This window comes from Alteripontixanthobacter maritimus (assembly GCF_003340475.1).
GTDB classification, from domain to species: Bacteria; Pseudomonadota; Alphaproteobacteria; order Sphingomonadales; family Sphingomonadaceae; genus Alteripontixanthobacter; species Alteripontixanthobacter maritimus.
In genome coordinates, this window is the sequence record NZ_QBKA01000002.1 from 500,806 (window position 1) to 514,913 (window position 14,108).

The 14,108-nt window shown below is 62.6% G+C and carries 18 protein-coding genes; 9 read left to right on the forward strand and 9 right to left on the reverse strand.

What is annotated here, in order from left to right; all coding sequences use genetic code 11:
• Positions 1-12 precede the first annotated feature (12 nt).
• The 5 genes from glnA to HME9302_RS02520 form a co-directional block, all read right to left on the reverse strand.
• Positions 13-1,422: a type I glutamate--ammonia ligase gene (gene glnA, locus HME9302_RS02500; protein WP_115365699.1), complete on the reverse strand. Its 1,410-nt coding sequence runs from the start codon at positions 1,420-1,422 to the stop codon at positions 13-15.
• A 62-nt stretch (positions 1,423-1,484) separates the two neighbouring features.
• Entirely contained in the window at positions 1,485-1,823 is a 339-nt protein-coding gene (locus HME9302_RS02505; RefSeq protein WP_115365700.1) for a P-II family nitrogen regulator, read from the reverse strand.
• A 167-nt stretch (positions 1,824-1,990) separates the two neighbouring features.
• Positions 1,991-2,926 (reverse strand): N-acetyl-gamma-glutamyl-phosphate reductase, encoded by a 936-nt coding sequence (gene argC / locus HME9302_RS02510; protein WP_115365701.1) that lies wholly within the window; start codon positions 2,924-2,926, stop codon positions 1,991-1,993.
• Complete coding sequence (locus HME9302_RS02515) at positions 2,923-3,282, reverse strand: hypothetical protein (protein ID WP_115365702.1); 360 nt, start codon at positions 3,280-3,282, stop codon at positions 2,923-2,925. The genes argC and HME9302_RS02515 overlap by 4 nt, the downstream gene beginning before the upstream one ends.
• Before the next feature lie 119 nt (positions 3,283-3,401).
• A complete protein-coding gene (locus tag HME9302_RS02520; protein WP_115365703.1) occupies positions 3,402-4,799 on the reverse strand; it encodes a leucyl aminopeptidase family protein in 1,398 nt (465 codons plus the stop codon).
• Between the two features lie 82 nt (positions 4,800-4,881).
• On the opposite strand from HME9302_RS02520, the gene map reads away from it, so the two are divergent.
• Complete coding sequence (gene map / locus HME9302_RS02525; protein WP_115365704.1) at positions 4,882-5,709, forward strand: type I methionyl aminopeptidase; 828 nt, start codon at positions 4,882-4,884, stop codon at positions 5,707-5,709.
• A 14-nt stretch (positions 5,710-5,723) separates the two neighbouring features.
• Here map and HME9302_RS02530 read toward each other — a convergent pair whose 3' ends face one another.
• Both HME9302_RS02530 and ccmA read right to left on the reverse strand, forming a co-directional pair.
• A complete protein-coding gene (locus HME9302_RS02530) occupies positions 5,724-6,392 on the reverse strand; it encodes a heme exporter protein CcmB (RefSeq protein ID WP_115365705.1) in 669 nt (222 codons plus the stop codon).
• On the reverse strand, positions 6,389-6,970 hold the full coding sequence (gene ccmA, locus HME9302_RS02535) for a heme ABC exporter ATP-binding protein CcmA (protein ID WP_115365706.1): 582 nt from the start codon (positions 6,968-6,970) through the stop codon (positions 6,389-6,391). Before ccmA ends, HME9302_RS02530 begins: the two co-directional genes overlap by 4 nt.
• Positions 6,971-7,043: 73 nt before the next feature.
• Here ccmA and HME9302_RS02540 point away from each other — a divergent pair, with 73 nt between their 5' ends.
• Positions 7,044-7,343 (forward strand): 4a-hydroxytetrahydrobiopterin dehydratase, encoded by a 300-nt coding sequence (locus HME9302_RS02540; RefSeq protein WP_115365707.1) that lies wholly within the window; start codon positions 7,044-7,046, stop codon positions 7,341-7,343.
• Between the two features lie 9 nt (positions 7,344-7,352).
• Here HME9302_RS02540 and HME9302_RS02545 read toward each other — a convergent pair whose 3' ends face one another.
• Together HME9302_RS02545 and HME9302_RS02550 are read right to left on the reverse strand one after the other, a co-directional pair.
• Complete coding sequence (locus HME9302_RS02545) at positions 7,353-8,159, reverse strand: SDR family oxidoreductase (protein WP_115365708.1); 807 nt, start codon at positions 8,157-8,159, stop codon at positions 7,353-7,355.
• Positions 8,160-8,189: 30 nt separating this feature from the next.
• Positions 8,190-8,807, reverse strand: a complete 618-nt coding sequence (locus tag HME9302_RS02550) for a DNA-3-methyladenine glycosylase family protein (protein WP_115365709.1) — start codon at positions 8,805-8,807, stop codon at positions 8,190-8,192.
• A gap of 155 nt (positions 8,808-8,962) precedes the next feature.
• On the opposite strand from HME9302_RS02550, the gene HME9302_RS02555 reads away from it, so the two are divergent.
• The 7 genes from HME9302_RS02555 (at position 8,963) to HME9302_RS02585 (ending at position 14,106) form a co-directional block, all read left to right on the forward strand.
• A complete protein-coding gene (locus tag HME9302_RS02555; RefSeq protein WP_115367419.1) occupies positions 8,963-9,280 on the forward strand; it encodes a 2Fe-2S iron-sulfur cluster-binding protein in 318 nt (105 codons plus the stop codon).
• A gap of 63 nt (positions 9,281-9,343) precedes the next feature.
• On the forward strand, positions 9,344-10,375 hold the full coding sequence (locus HME9302_RS02560) for a cysteine synthase A (protein ID WP_115365710.1): 1,032 nt from the start codon (positions 9,344-9,346) through the stop codon (positions 10,373-10,375).
• A 106-nt stretch (positions 10,376-10,481) separates the two neighbouring features.
• Positions 10,482-10,910, forward strand: coding sequence for a hypothetical protein (locus tag HME9302_RS02565; RefSeq protein WP_147270748.1), 429 nt, complete (start codon positions 10,482-10,484; stop codon positions 10,908-10,910).
• Positions 10,911-11,762, forward strand: coding sequence for a Gldg family protein (locus tag HME9302_RS02570; RefSeq protein ID WP_115365712.1), 852 nt, complete (start codon positions 10,911-10,913; stop codon positions 11,760-11,762).
• Positions 11,763-12,113: 351 nt separating this feature from the next.
• Positions 12,114-12,611, forward strand: a complete 498-nt coding sequence (locus HME9302_RS02575; protein ID WP_115365713.1) for a division/cell wall cluster transcriptional repressor MraZ — start codon at positions 12,114-12,116, stop codon at positions 12,609-12,611.
• On the forward strand, positions 12,608-13,573 hold the full coding sequence (gene rsmH, locus HME9302_RS02580) for a 16S rRNA (cytosine(1402)-N(4))-methyltransferase RsmH (protein ID WP_115365714.1): 966 nt from the start codon (positions 12,608-12,610) through the stop codon (positions 13,571-13,573). The genes HME9302_RS02575 and rsmH overlap by 4 nt, the downstream gene beginning before the upstream one ends.
• Positions 13,570-14,106, forward strand: coding sequence for a hypothetical protein (locus HME9302_RS02585; protein ID WP_115365715.1), 537 nt, complete (start codon positions 13,570-13,572; stop codon positions 14,104-14,106). Before rsmH ends, HME9302_RS02585 begins: the two co-directional genes overlap by 4 nt.
• The last annotated feature ends 2 nt before the right edge of the window (positions 14,107-14,108 follow it).

A 14,108-nucleotide genomic window follows, 5' to 3' on the forward strand; every position in this document is an offset into this window, starting at 1 on the left:
AAGGCCCAGCGATCAGGCGCTGTAGTAGAGGTCATACTCCACGGCGCTTGGCGTGGTTTCGACACGCATGACTTCTTCCCATTTCAGTTCAGCGTAAGCATCGATCTGTTCCTTGGTGAACACGTCGCCCTGCAACAGGAAGTCGTGATCGGCCTCCAGAGCTTCCAGCGCCTCGCGCAAGCTACCGCATACTGTCGGCACGTCGGCCAGTTCGGCTGGCGGCAGATCGTACAGGTTCTTGTCCATCGCCTCGCCGGGATGGATTTTGTTCTGGATCCCATCGATCCCGGCCATCAGCAGGGCAGCGGCAGAGAGGTAGGGGTTGGCCATCGCATCGGGGAAGCGGAACTCCACCCGCTTCGCCTTCTCGCCCGCTCCATATGGGATACGGCAAGAAGCGGAGCGATTGCGCGCGGAATAGGCGAGCAAAACCGGCGCTTCGAAACCCGGGACCAGCCGCTTGTAGCTGTTGGTCGTCGGGTTAGTGAAGGCATTCAGCGCCTTGGCATGTTTGACCACGCCGCCGATGTAATACAAGCAATTGTCCGAAAGCCCGGCATAGCCATTGCCCGCGAACGTGTTTTTACCATCGTTCCAGATCGACATGTGAGTGTGCATGCCCGATCCGTTATCGTCCTTGATCGGCTTGGGCATGAAAGTCGCCGTCTTGCCATAGGCGTCGGCCACCTGGTGCACCACATACTTATAGATCTGCATGTTGTCGGCGGTTTCGAGCAGGGTAGCGAAGGTCACGCCCAGCTCGTGCTGCGCGGCAGCGACTTCATGATGGTGCTTGTCGCAGGGCAGTCCCATTTCAAGCATGGTGCTGACCATCTCGGACCGGATATCGACCGCGCTGTCGATCGGCGCGACGGGGAAGTAACCACCCTTGGCGCGCGGGCGGTGCGCCATGTTGCCGCCTTCGATTTCCTTGCCCGAATTGGTCGGCAGTTCGACATCGTCTATGGCGAAGCCCGAACCGGCATAGCCATCTTCGAACCGAACATCGTCGAACATGAAAAACTCCGCTTCCAGCCCGACATAGATCGTGTCGCCCAGACCGGCGGATTTGACAAAGGACTCCGCACGTTTGGCAGTGGAGCGTGGGTCTCGGCCGTAAAGTTCGCCGGTGGAGGGTTCCACGATATCGCAGAACAGGATCATCATCGGCGTAGCACTGAACGGATCGATATAAGTGCGGTCGAGGTCGGGCCGCAGGATCATGTCGCTTTCGTTGATGACCTTCCAACCTGCGATGGAGGAGCCGTCGAACATCAGCCCGTCTTCCAACTCATCCTCACCCAGTGCGGATGCAACCATGGAGAGGTGTTGCCACTTGCCCTTGGGGTCGGTGAAGCGAAGATCCACCCACTCGATCTCGTCGTCCTTGATCTGTTTCAATACGTCTTTTGCGGATGGCATATGGAATGTTCCTCTGTTGAATTTTGTATCGCGCAGATGGCGCGCGCAGAATTGCTGTCGCGCTAAATCGCGTCGTCGTCCTTTTCGCCGGTGCGGATGCGAAGCGCGCTCTCGATGTGGGTTACGAAAATCTTGCCATCGCCGATACGGCCTGTCTGCGCTGCGCCCGCAATGGCTTCGACGACGCGTTCGCCCAGAGTATCGGGCACGACCACTTCCAGCTTTACCTTCGGAAGAAAGTCCACGACGTATTCCGCGCCGCGGTAAAGTTCGGTGTGGCCTTTCTGCCGGCCGAAGCCCTTCGCTTCGGTCACGGTGATACCGGATACGCCCACTTCGTGCAGCGCCTCCTTCACCTCGTCCAGCTTGAATGGCTTGATGATGGCCTCGATCTTTTTCACCGCGTGATGCCCCCCAAAGTTTATGTAATCGTATCGCACGTTATTTACGCATCGCGCCTGCACGTGTTCCAAGAACCATGCCAAACGCGCTTTCGGCGAATTAGCGCCAGACCGACGGCGTCAGACTGGTCAGTATGCCTACAGAACAGACACGCTCTGCCTGCAATTTAAGCATCGGATAGGCGCAGTCCGGATGTTTGTGGCAGGCCGCACATCAGGTTGAGGTTCTGCACCGCAGCACCGCTCGCCCCTTTGCCAAGATTGTCGAGCTGGGCGACGAGCCGGGCGTTCCAGCCACCCTCGTTACCGAAAACCGACAGTTTGAGCGCATCGGACGGAGCGGCAGTCGGTTCCAGCAGCAGCTCTCCGACCTGGCGATTTTCCTGAACCGTGACGACTTCCGAACCATCGTAGAATGATATGAGAGCATTCCGCAGTTGATCGGAATGCGGGTTGTTTGGCATCGCACCCAGATGCAGGGGCACCTCCACGATCATGCCGCGAAAAGCCGAACCTACCGAAGGCGCGAACAGGACCGGATGATCGAGCCCGGCATACGTTTGCATTTCGGGCAGGTGCTTGTGCGCGAGATCGTAGCCATAAGCACGGAAAGCCGGGGCTTCTGCCGCCTCGAACCGTTCGATCAGTGCCTTCCCGCCGCCCGAATACCCGCTGACGGCGTTGACCGTATACGGCCAGTCCGCAGGTAGCAGACCGCCGCGCACCAACGGCGCGACAAGCGCGAGAAATCCGGTCGGGTAGCAGCCGGGATTGCTCACCCGCGTGGCATTTGCCACCACATCTTCGCCCACCAGTTCAGGAAACCCGTAAGTCCAGCCGTCGGCGGTGCGATAGGCGCTCGACGCGTCGATCACACGTGTGCCGGATGCCGCATCGATCAGCGCTATCGCCTCACGCGCGGCATCGTCGGGCAGGCAAAGGATCGCGATATCCGCTTCGTTCAGAGCCTCGCGCCGTGCGGCGATATCCTTGCGGCGGTTGTCGGGTAAGGTGAGTAGCTCGAACTCGCTGCGTTGCGCCAGCCGATCGTGGATTTCCAGCCCCGTAGTCCCGGCTGCCCCATCGATGAAGACGCGAGTCATTTGCCGGAGGTGGTTGAGGCAGCAAGGAGCCGCGTTTCGATCCACCCGGTCGGCCCTTCCGGACCGCAGCAGCCCCAGCACCAGTCGCCGGCAAAATCGAGCGCTTCGAATTGCTCGCCCGCCGCCATTTCGCGCAGCGTGTCGCTGTCACCGGTGCGTTTCAGCTTCAACGGGGCACCGTCGTCACCCACACGGTAGGCTTGCGGGACGGCATAATGCGGCACCAGAAAACGACTGGCCAGAGCGATATGAGCAAGATCACCGCGTAAGGGCAGAGTCCCGGGTTCGGGCCGCACGACCGGGCCGGACAGGCGCACCCCGCCTTCTGGGGGCGAGTAATCGGACGCGTCTGTCATCTAACTCCCCCCCGACACCGAATGCCTACGCCGAATGCCTGCACGTTGCGGGTGCAGCACGCTTAGCGCCGGGCCTCTATAGGAGACGCCGCACCGCATCAAGTTGTGCGCCCGATCGCCTATTTGCCGAACCGTTCGCGCAACATGTGGAACGCGGCGCGCAGCCCGTAAGCCGCGCCGCCCTTGGAACGGCCGGGCTTGGGGAAGGGACGCCAGGCGAAGGTATCGAAATGCGCCCAGTCGATGCCGTCACCCACGAACCGGTCGAGGAACAGGCCAGCCACACTCGCACCCGCATAGGCGTTGCCATGCGCATTGTTGAGGTCGGCAATATCGGAATTTAGCCATTCGCGGTAACCGTCGGGCAGCGGCAGCCGCCACGGTTCGTCGTCATGCGCTTTGCCCGCCGCGATCAGCGCATCGGCAGTGGCATCCTGCCGCGTCATCAGGGCAGGGTGATCGGGGCCGAGCGCGACACGCGCCGCGCCGGTCAGTGTGGCGAAATCGATGATAAGTTCCGGCTTCTCCTCGCTCGCCCGGGTCAGCGCGTCGCCCAGGATAAGGCGGCCTTCCGCATCGGTATTGCCGATCTCCACCGTCAGCCCCTTGCGACTAGATAGAACGTCGCCTGGGCGGAAGGCGTTGGAGGCAATCGCGTTTTCGACGGCAGGCACCCACATATGCAGGCGTACCGGCAGCGCGGCCTCCATGATGAGGTCGGCCAGAGCCAGCGCATGCGCCGCGCCCCCCATATCCTTCTTCATCAGCTTCATCCCTGCGGCGGATTTCACGTCCAGCCCGCCGGAATCGAAACACACACCCTTGCCTATGATGGCGAGCACGGGCGCATCTTCCTTGCCCCAGACAAGGTGTATCAGGCGCGGTGCGTGATGGCGCGCGGCGGCCCGGCCCACGGCGTGAACCATCGGGTAATCCTGCTCCAACGCATCGCCGCGCGTCACTGTGACTTTCGCGGAGTGTTTCTTGGCGATAGCTTCGGCTTCTTCCTCCAGCGCGGCGGGCCCCATATCCTCGGCCGGAGTGTTGACGAGATCCCGCACGCGCATGTCCGCGCGCGCTTCCGCCATGGCCAGGTCGATATCTTTGGCATTCTTCGTCAGCAGGATGCGCGGTCCGGTCGGGTTGTCGTCCTTCTTGTAACGCTCGAACGTGTATTGCGCGGTTTGCCAACCGAACAGGGCAGGGCCGGGTTCGCGATCTCCGCCATTCGATGCGGCACGGCGATACGTGCCTTCAGGCAGCACTTCGGCCAGCTTGGCCATGCACCAGCTGGACAGCTCGTCAGGATCGGCCACACCGCCCACTGCGAACCAGCTATCGCCGTCGGGCACGATGCCGACCTGATACCCGCTGCCGTCGAATTTCTGCGCATCGAGCGCCACACGTTGCGAAGGTTTGAGCGATTTTGCCCAGCCTTCATAACCGTCCTTGTTGACGAGGTGGATGGCGGTGGCGGTCTGCCCGCGATCGGGCGCAATCAGGTCTGTCTTGGTCATAAACGCGCGCAATGCCGTATCGCGCCCTTCGATGCGAGCGGAATCTCTCGCAAAATCCCGGTGCGCTCGCTATGTGAGGGGTATGAACGAATATCAGACGATCACTGCCGACGACACCGTACTGCGCGACGGCACCATCAAGCTGCACGGGCCCGAAGGGTACGAGGGAATGCGCAAGGCGGGCAAGCTCGCCGCGTCCATTCTCGACGAGATGGCGAACCGGGTGAAGCCCGGGGTGAGTACGGAAGAGCTCGACCGGGTGGTGCGGGAAATGACGCTGGATGGCGGCGCGGTTCCGGCGACGCTCGGCTATCGCGGCTACACCCATAGCTGCTGTATCTCGATCAACCATGTCGTGTGCCACGGCATCCCGTCGGACCGTACGCTGAAGGACGGGGATATCGTCAATATCGACGTCACCCCGCTGCTCGACGGGTGGCATGGCGATACCAGCCGGATGTTCCTGGTAGGCGATGTTTCGCTGCGCGCGCGACGGCTGGTGGATATCACGCATGAGTGCCTGATGATCGGGATCGACAAGGCGCAGCCGGGTGCACGGCTAGGCGATGTCGGTGCGGCGATCGAGGACCACGCACGGCAGTTCCGTTACGGCGTGGTGCGCGAATTTTGCGGCCATGGCCTCGGCCGCCTGTTCCACGATGCGCCGGAAGTGGTCCATGCAGGCACACCCGGCACCGGCCCCGAATTGCGCCCGGGAATGTTCTTCACCATCGAACCGATGATCAACCTTGGCAAGCCGCACGTAAAGCTGCTGCGCGACGGCTGGACCGCGGTGACGCGCGACAAATCGCTATCGGCCCAATTCGAACATTCGATCGGCATTACCGAGACGGGCAACGAGATTTTCACGGCTAGCGAGAAGGGCCTGCACAAGCCCGGCGATTATTGAAGTCAGGCTAATTCCTAACTCTCGCGCGCTGCCCTCAATGCTGCGCCTGCCGCGAACGGGGCAAGCGCAACCAGTACCAGACTGACCACTGCCGCCAGCGCGATGCCGCTGCCATCGGGGCGCGCCAGCGTTCCGGCACCGAACAGCAGGATGGGTGCGGCAAGTGGGATCAGCAGCAGTCCCGCGAGCGCAGCGCTTCCGCGCAAGGTCGCAGTCAGTGCAGCGATTGTCACACCGATTGCGGCCAGACCCGGCGTACCGACCAGCAGCCCCGACAGAACGATTTGCAATGTCGGACCGTCCAGCGAAAGCAGTGCTGCCGCCGGGATGCAGGCCAGCAGCAACAGCGGTGCGAAAGCGAGCCAGTGGGCGATAATCCGCACCAGCATCGCAGCCTCGTCCGACACGCCGCGCAGGGCCAATTGGTCGAACACTCCCGCTTCTAGATCACCTGCCACCAGACGTTCCAAAGGCAGGATCGCAGCTAATAGCGCAGCCACCCAGATGACCCCGCCCCCGGTTTGCGCCAACAGGTCCGGCTCTGGCCCGACGGCGAAGGGGAACAGCATCGCCACCGCGAGGAAGAACAATAGCGGCAACAGCCCGCTTCCGCCATTTGCACCCAATCCCGGAAGCAGGCGTACGACATCGCGTCGCAGCAGAAGTGTGAGAGCGCGTATCATGGCGCGTACCCTCCCAGCTCGCATTGCCGCGCCGCCACCGTGTCGATCGTTTGGTGGGAGGCGAAGGCGCACACACCGCCGCCCGCGCAGTGTTCACTGATCGCCGTCTCGACCAACCTGCGGGACCGGGCGTCCAGCCCGCTCATCGGTTCATCCAGCAGCCAGATCGGTGCCGCCTGCAATGTAACGCGGGCGAGGGCCGCGCGCTTGCGCTGGCCGGTTGAAAGATACTGCACCGGCACATCCGCCAGATCGTCCAGAGCCAGCCGTCGCATTACCTGCGCGCAGGCATCATGACCGTCCATCGCTGCCCAGAAGCCAAGCGCCTTGCTTAGCGGCTGGTCCGGGTCGAGCGCGGGCCGCTCGTCCAGCAGTGCTGCACTGCCTTGGCGGTGCACCTCTCCCGAAAACGGCCGCAGCAGCCCGGCCAGAATTCGCAGGAGGCTAGATTTGCCGATGCCGTTCGCACCGGTGATATGCAGGGCGTCGCTCGGCTCCAGCGCGAGCGTTAGGCCGCGAAACAGCAGCCGGTCGCCGCGAAGGCAGGCGAGATCGGTGGCTGCGAGACGCACTTGCATGGCCCGCGGCGTTAGGCGAAAGCACCGCTGCTAACAAGAACGCCACTTACAAGATTACCAGCGGAGCCGGATTATGAGCGTTGCCCAATTGACCAAAACCGAACGCGATGCGGCCTTAGCCGATCTGTCCGGCTGGGCGCTCGCCCGCGATGGCGATGCTATCCAGCAGAAATTCAAGTTCAAGGATTTCAGCGAGGCATGGGGCTTTATGTCGCGCGTGGCGCTGCTCGCCGATGCGCAGGACCACCATCCAGAATGGTCCAACGTCTACAACACCGTCGATATCACGCTGACCACGCATGACGCCGGCGCGAATGGCGGTCTGTCGCAGCGGGATGTGACGTTGGCCAAGGCGATCGACGCGTTGCTTTAAGCGGCCGGCCTACTGGCCAAGCGGGCGGAGCGACCCGCGCGCCATCTTGCGCATCCGGGCGGGCACCCACCGTGCAGCAAAGCGCACGCGTCTGGCCGTCTTGCCGACCACCACATGCAGATCGTCACCATGTACGGCGTTCCAGGCGGCTTGTGCCACATCCTCGACCGGCGTAATTTCCAGACCGGCGTCGAGCACGCGCTGGCGCACGTTTTCGTTGGTTTTGGCGTTGGGGTTCTTGTCCAGCAACGGTGTTTCGATGAAGCTGGGCATCAGGTCGGCGACCTTGATCCGGTCCTCCGCCCATTCCGCATCCAGCGATTCCGTTATACCGCGCACGCCGAACTTGGTGGCGCAATAGATCGATGCGCCCGCGGTGCCGTAAATTCCCGCCGCGCTGGCAGTGTTCAGCAAGCAGCTATCAGGCGCGGTTTCCTTCAAGTAGGGATACACCGCCTGTGCGCCGAACAGCACGCCTTTGAGATTGATGTCGAGGCAGCGCTCGATCTCGTCCACGCTGTTGTCCGCGAGCTGGCCCCCCACCGGAATGCCTGCATTGTTGGCCAGCACATGGATCTTGCCGCCCGCGGCAAGCGCGAACGCCCCGAGCGCGGTATCCCACGCCTGCCGGTCGCGAACATCCAGCCGGTGCGAATAGTTGAAACCATTATCCAGCAGGCGCGCCGTTTCCGCCATGCCCGCCTCGTCGATATCGCCCAGACCCACGAACCAGCCCTTCGCGCCGAAATGAAGCGCAATCGCGCGCCCGATGCCCGATCCGCCGCCGGTGATGAAGATTGCCTTGCGTTCGCTCATGCTGGAATTCCCGTACCGTAGATGACGCTGTCAGAGCGCCGGGTTGTCGTAGCAATGCCATGTGAAAATCGCCAGCGCCCCGCGATGCGGCTGCCAGGCCTGCGCCATGACTCGCAGTTCCTTTTCCGAAGGACGGCTCGCCAGACCCAGCAACTTGCCGATACCCGCCTGCACGGCGAGGTCGCCGGCCGGCCAGATGTCACTACGGCCTTCGGCAAACAGCAGGTAGATTTCGGCCGACCAGCGACCGATGCCCTTGATCCGGGTCAGCTCCGCAATCGCTGCCTCGTCATCGGCAGGCAGGCTCTCCAGATCGAGTTCCTGCGCCGCGACCAGTTCGCATAGCGACCGCGCATAGCCCTGTTTCTGGCGTGACAAGCCGCAAGCGCGCAACGTGTCATGATCGCGGGCGAGCAGCTCTGCGGGGGGCATGTCCTCGCCCAGTTCCGCTTCCATCTTCGCCCACACGCTGGCCGCGGCTGCCACGCTGACCTGCTGGCCGACAATGGTGCGCAGCAGCGTGCGATATCCGGTCGGGCGGATGCGCGGTTCGGGATAGCCGACGAGCTTCGCCGCCCGCGCAAAAGCTGGTTCGGCAGCACACAGGATGTCCAGCGATTCGGTGATCTGTGCGGCGGTCAAACCCATATTGCTTTACCCTCCCCGACTGCCTCGCCCCGAATGACCTGAAAGCCACCGGGCCGAGGCGGTATTCTTGCCAAGCCAGCCACCCTGCCTTAGCAGCCGCACCCGAACGCCGCTTCGTAATGGCTTGCAACGCCGCCGATACAGGAAATTTCTTTATGCCCAAGCTGATTGTTACCAACCGTTCCGGCGAAGAATCCGCTATCGACGTTGAAGACGGCCTGACCGTGATGGAAGCAATCCGCGACAATGGCTTCGACGAATTGCTGGCACTATGCGGCGGCTGCGCATCGTGCGCAACCTGTCACGTGCATGTGGACCCCGCGTTCAAGGACAAACTGCCCCCCATAGGTGAGGATGAGGACGACCTTCTCGAAAGCACCGACACGCGGGACGAGAACAGCCGCCTCGCCTGCCAGATTCCGTTCGCGCCGGAGCTTGACGGGCTGAAAGTCACGATCGCCGAAGAAGACTGAGTTGCCGGGCAGGTAGCGCAAGCCGCGTTGCGCAAGTTAGGCGCGCGCACTAGGTTTGGCAGTATGACCGAAATAGTACCGTTGACCCAGCTTCCTGCCACCCGATCCAAAACGCTCGACCTCATTGGCAACACGCCGCTGGTGCTGCTGGCCGGGCCTAGCGAGGCTGCGGGTTGCGAAATCTATGGCAAATGCGAATTTGCCAATCCGGGCGCGTCGGTAAAGGATCGCGCTGCGCTGTATATCGTGCGCGATGCGGAACAGCGCGGCGCGCTGAAACCGGGCGGCACCATCGTGGAAGGTACGGCGGGTAACACGGGGATCGGCATGGCGCTGGTCGCCAACGCGCTGGGCTACAAAACCGTGATCGTCATGCCCGACAATCAGTCCACCGAAAAGATGGACACATTGCGGGCGCTGGGGGCCGAGCTGGTACTGGTACCGCCGACCAAGTTCGCCGACCCGTGCCACTTCGTCCACACATCGCGGCGGCTGGCAGAGGAAACGCAAGGGGCGGTGTGGGCCAACCAGTTCGACAACACTGCCAATCGCAAGGCACATATCGAAACCACCGCTCCCGAAATCTGGGAGCAGCTGGAGGGCCGTGTGGACGGGTTCACCTGCGCGGCGGGCACCGGCGGCACGATTGCCGGCGTCGGCATGGCCCTGAAGGAACGCGACGAGAATATTCGCATCGCGCTGACCGATCCGCATGGTGCAGCGCTGTATAGTTATTATGCTACCGGCGAACTGAAATCCGAAGGCAGCTCCGTTGCGGAAGGAATTGGGCAGGGCCGCATCACCGCCAATCTGGAAGGCGCGCCGATCGACACTCAATTCCGTATCTCGGACGAGGTGGGACTGGAATGGGTCGCGCGGTTGCTGCGCGAAGAAGGCCTGTGCCTGGGGCTGTCGTCCGGCATCAATGTGGCGGGCGCAGTGGCTCTCGGGCGCGAACTGGTGGCAGAAGGACGCAGGGATGCACGCGTCGCGACGATCCTTTGCGATACGGGGTTTCGCTATCTCTCCTCGCTTTACAATGCTGAATGGCTGAAAGGAAAAGGCCTTCCTGTGTTTGACTGGTTGAAGGCGTAGGGCGATTTTCGGCACGCTGTAGCCAAAGCCGCAGCTTGTTCCACCGCTTGGCCTGAAGCCTTGCTTCCCGATTGACTGACGCTGCGATGGGTATAGCCTGTACGATATGAGCCTGCCAGACATCCTCTCCTCTCTAAAGCCGAATGCGATGCGCGACGGGCGGTCGAGCGGGGGGCAGTCGAACGGGGGGCAGTCGGGCGGGGCCGAGCCTGTGGCACCGGGGCCGCTTGGCGGAACCCGCTCCCAGAACCAGCAGCGGCTGTTGATTGCAGCTTCCGGCATCGGCGGCATCATGCTGGTGTTGGGACTGGCGACCGTCATAGGTGAGCGCGTGCAGGAAACAGAAGCAACGGCTGTGCCGGAAGCAGCGGCCACGGTGGCAGCCGATCCAGCCCTTGACGATATTGCCGACCCCTTGGTCGATGCAGGCGTAGTACCGGATCTGCCAGCAGAACCGACACCGGAAACCACGACAGTTCCCGCCACCGGCGCACCGCGTCCGCCCGAGGATACGGGCGCGCCGGCGGGGCAATAGATGACCCGTACGAATAGCAGGATCGCCATAGCACTGGGTGTGCTTGCGCTGGCGGCCATGGCTGTGGCTGGCTGGGGCTTTGCCACGTCGCGCGATGGATCGCGCGGGTTGGAGCGGGAACGCATAGGCCTGATGACCAGCCTGCCCCTCTACTGGCCCGAAACGCGCCGGTTCTCCGATTATCTCGATGATGACACCCCGCCGCATTGGGTACGGGCGCGTCTGGAGGAGCGTTACAGGCTGGAACCGCTCGATACGCTGGCGTTTCAGCCGATTGCCGGAAGCGAGGGTACAGGGCGTAAGGGCAACGGGCGCGAGGGCGGGGGGCCGCTGGCCGGATTGTCGGGACTGATACTGGCGCAGCCGGCCGGGCTGACACCGGCGGAATATGTCGCGCTCGACAATTGGGTGCGTGGCGGCGGCCGGGTGCTGGTATTTGCCGATCCCATGCTGACCGGTCATTCGGGCTACCCCATCGGTGACCCCCGCCGCCCGCAGGACGCTGTGTTGATCTCCCCCATCCTAACGCGCTGGGGTCTGGAACTCACGTTCGATGCTGCCCAAGCCGAAGGCCGTAGCTTGGTATCCCTACCGGACGGCGCGAAACTGCCGGTGGAACTGTTCGGCACCTGGTTGAACAATGATCCGCCGGGTGGTGAGCAGGTTAGCCAGCAAGGCAACGCTGAGTGTTCAATTATGGCCGAGGGTCTGCTGGCGGACTGCGCTATCGGTAAAGGGCGCGCGCTGTTGATTGCCGACGCGGCGCTGCTCGAAACGCCGCATGAGGGCGAGGCGGGCGCTCGCGAACAAACCGCTTTCGATGCGCTAACTGTGCGCGCATTTCAGGACTGATTCCACAATCGCGGGAAAGTGCGGGTGGAGCGCGCGAGTCCAACAAAAAGACGCTGTAAAACAACATGCAGAGTACTGGAATTAACCACGCCGGCTACCCAAGCCAGAAAAAGTACCAGCAAATTACACTTTATAATCAACGGTTTATCTCGACTGGATAAAATTCCCGTGTTTTGGTCTTTTCTCCCGCACTCTCCCGCGTTAATACCTTCGTTCATCGGACACACTGTCTCGTAACCCGCATCGCTTTTCCCATTCGGGCTGGCTTTGCGGACTGCCCGCACTCGGCTGCTGGCGGTCACGGGGAAGCTTTGTCCGCACGAGAGGCACCCGATAAAGGGAACGGGTCAGTTGGCGGGAGCGGAAGTCAATTTTAACGGACAGGGCTTTTCGCCAGCGGGCGACAAGAGCCGTTTCGTACTGCCTCCCAAATTCCGCAAGAAGATTATCGAGGCGAGCGAAGGCCGTACCTTGTGTCTGGTCGCCGATGACACGCTGAACTGCCTTGTCGGTTTCGGCCTTTCGCGCGAAAACCAGCTGAGCCAGCAGCTCGAAAACGAAAAACGCGCTGCCGAAACGCTGGGCAAACCCTTCGATTACGTCACCCGATCGCAGCAGCTGTTCGGGTACGAGGAAATCAGCTTTGACGATAGCGGCCGCTTCGTCATGCCGTCCTACCTCGCCAGCCTCGCGAATATTTCGGGCGGCTTGTACTTTCGTGGTGGTGGTCCGTTCTTTACCCTTTGGGCACCGGAAGAACTACACAAGATGGGCCCCGGCTGGGCGCAGGCGAAGGCCGGCTGCGCCGAGATGGAAGCGCAAGCGCAGGCCAAGGCGAAGAAGAAGTGACCGGCGCAAGGGACCATAGCGCCGCCGACGCGCCGCACACGCCCGTCCTGCTGGACGAAGTGGTGGATGCGCTCGCTCCGGTCGCCGGCGACGTGCTGGTCGATGCCACGTTTGGCGCTGGCGGTTATACCCGCGCGCTGCTGGATGCTGGTGCCACCGTACATGCCTTCGACCGCGACCCCGACGCCATTGCTGCGGGCCGCGCATGGAGTGAAACCCGTGCCGATCCGCCTCGGCTGGTGCTGCACCAGCGTCGTTTCTCCGAAATGGTCGCGGCACTTGCTGAGGTAGGTGTCGATCAGGTCGATGGCATAGTGCTGGATATCGGCGTATCCTCGATGCAGCTCGACCAGCCGGAGCGTGGGTTCGCTTTTTCCAGCGACGGCCCGCTCGACATGACGATGAGCCAGTCCGGCCCCAATGCCGCCGACTTTCTGAATACTGCCGACGCCGACGCGATCGCCGATGTGCTCTACCAATATGGCGAGGAGCGCCAGTCTCGCCGCGTGGCCCGCGCGATCGTGGCCGCCCGCCCATTGGCAACGACCGGCGATCTGGCACGTGTGGTGCGCAAGGCTATGGGCTACCATGCAGGCGCGCCAAAAGATCCTGCCACACGCACGTTCCAGGCCGTCCGCATCCACGTGAACGGCGAACTGGATGAACTGAAAGAGGCGCTGGCTGCGTCCGAGATACTGCTGCGCCCTGGCGGCAAGCTGGCAGTCGTAAGCTTCCACAGTCTCGAAGACCGGATCGTGAAGCATTTCCTGCGTGACGCGTCGTCGAAAGTTTCGGGTTCGCGCTATTTGCCCGAAGTCGAACAGGCTCCGGCAGTGTTCGACAATATCTCCAAGGCAGTGCGCGCTGGCAAAGGCGAACTGGCCCGCAATCCGCGGTCGCGTTCGGCAATCCTGCGCTTTGGTGTCCGTACCGCTGCTCCCGCGCGGCAGGTGGCGGCATGAGCGGTTCGGCACCCCTGCGCGCGGCCAAGCTGCACAATGGCAGCCGCATCAGGCAGGCGGGTTGGGCTGTGGCTCTGGTCGCGTGCGTCGCCGGCCTTGCCGGGCTGACGGTGGGTGTGAACTCCGTGAAAAGCGAGGTGCGGTTGGTCGAGCGTCAGATCATCGCGCTGGAGCGGGAGAAGACGCTGCTGGAAACGGAATTTCAGGTCCGTGCGAACCAGCAGCAACTCGCCAACTGGAACGAGGTGGAGTTCGGCTACCGCGCGCCCGATGCGCAGCAATATCTTGAAAGCGAACGCCAACTGGCGGGGCTTGGGGCGCCGCGCGCCGTCGGTGCTCCAGCGCCGATCCGCGTGGCGCGCGCGCCTGTAAATCCGGCAAACGGAGATGTGGGCGATGATCGCCCCGCACCGCAAATGGTCAGCCCGTTGACCGGCAAGCCGGTGACCGCGCAGCCGAAGGACAGCCGCCAAAGTTTCGCCGAACGGTTTGCCGCCCCCGTCGCAAGCAGCGCGCTGGAAGCAGCGCAGTGAAC

Bases quoted from the DNA above. Each gene is read 5' to 3' on its own strand.
- glnA (WP_115365699.1), bottom strand. From the start codon at position 1,422: ATGCCATCCGCAAAAGACGTATTGAAACAGATCAAGGACGACGAGATC.
- argC (WP_115365701.1), bottom strand. From the start codon at position 2,926: ATGACTCGCGTCTTCATCGATGGGGCAGCCGGGACTACGGGGCTGGAA.
- HME9302_RS02515 (WP_115365702.1), bottom strand. From the start codon at position 3,282: ATGACAGACGCGTCCGATTACTCGCCCCCAGAAGGCGGGGTGCGCCTG.
- HME9302_RS02520 (WP_115365703.1), bottom strand. From the start codon at position 4,799: ATGACCAAGACAGACCTGATTGCGCCCGATCGCGGGCAGACCGCCACC.
- map (WP_115365704.1), top strand. From the start codon at position 4,882: ATGAACGAATATCAGACGATCACTGCCGACGACACCGTACTGCGCGAC.
- HME9302_RS02530 (WP_115365705.1), bottom strand. From the start codon at position 6,392: ATGATACGCGCTCTCACACTTCTGCTGCGACGCGATGTCGTACGCCTG.
- ccmA (WP_115365706.1), bottom strand. From the start codon at position 6,970: ATGCAAGTGCGTCTCGCAGCCACCGATCTCGCCTGCCTTCGCGGCGAC.
- HME9302_RS02540 (WP_115365707.1), top strand. From the start codon at position 7,044: ATGAGCGTTGCCCAATTGACCAAAACCGAACGCGATGCGGCCTTAGCC.
- HME9302_RS02545 (WP_115365708.1), bottom strand. From the start codon at position 8,159: ATGAGCGAACGCAAGGCAATCTTCATCACCGGCGGCGGATCGGGCATC.
- HME9302_RS02550 (WP_115365709.1), bottom strand. From the start codon at position 8,807: ATGGGTTTGACCGCCGCACAGATCACCGAATCGCTGGACATCCTGTGT.
- HME9302_RS02555 (WP_115367419.1), top strand. From the start codon at position 8,963: ATGCCCAAGCTGATTGTTACCAACCGTTCCGGCGAAGAATCCGCTATC.
- HME9302_RS02560 (WP_115365710.1), top strand. From the start codon at position 9,344: ATGACCGAAATAGTACCGTTGACCCAGCTTCCTGCCACCCGATCCAAA.
- HME9302_RS02565 (WP_147270748.1), top strand. From the start codon at position 10,482: ATGAGCCTGCCAGACATCCTCTCCTCTCTAAAGCCGAATGCGATGCGC.
- HME9302_RS02570 (WP_115365712.1), top strand. From the start codon at position 10,911: ATGACCCGTACGAATAGCAGGATCGCCATAGCACTGGGTGTGCTTGCG.
- HME9302_RS02585 (WP_115365715.1), top strand. From the start codon at position 13,570: ATGAGCGGTTCGGCACCCCTGCGCGCGGCCAAGCTGCACAATGGCAGC.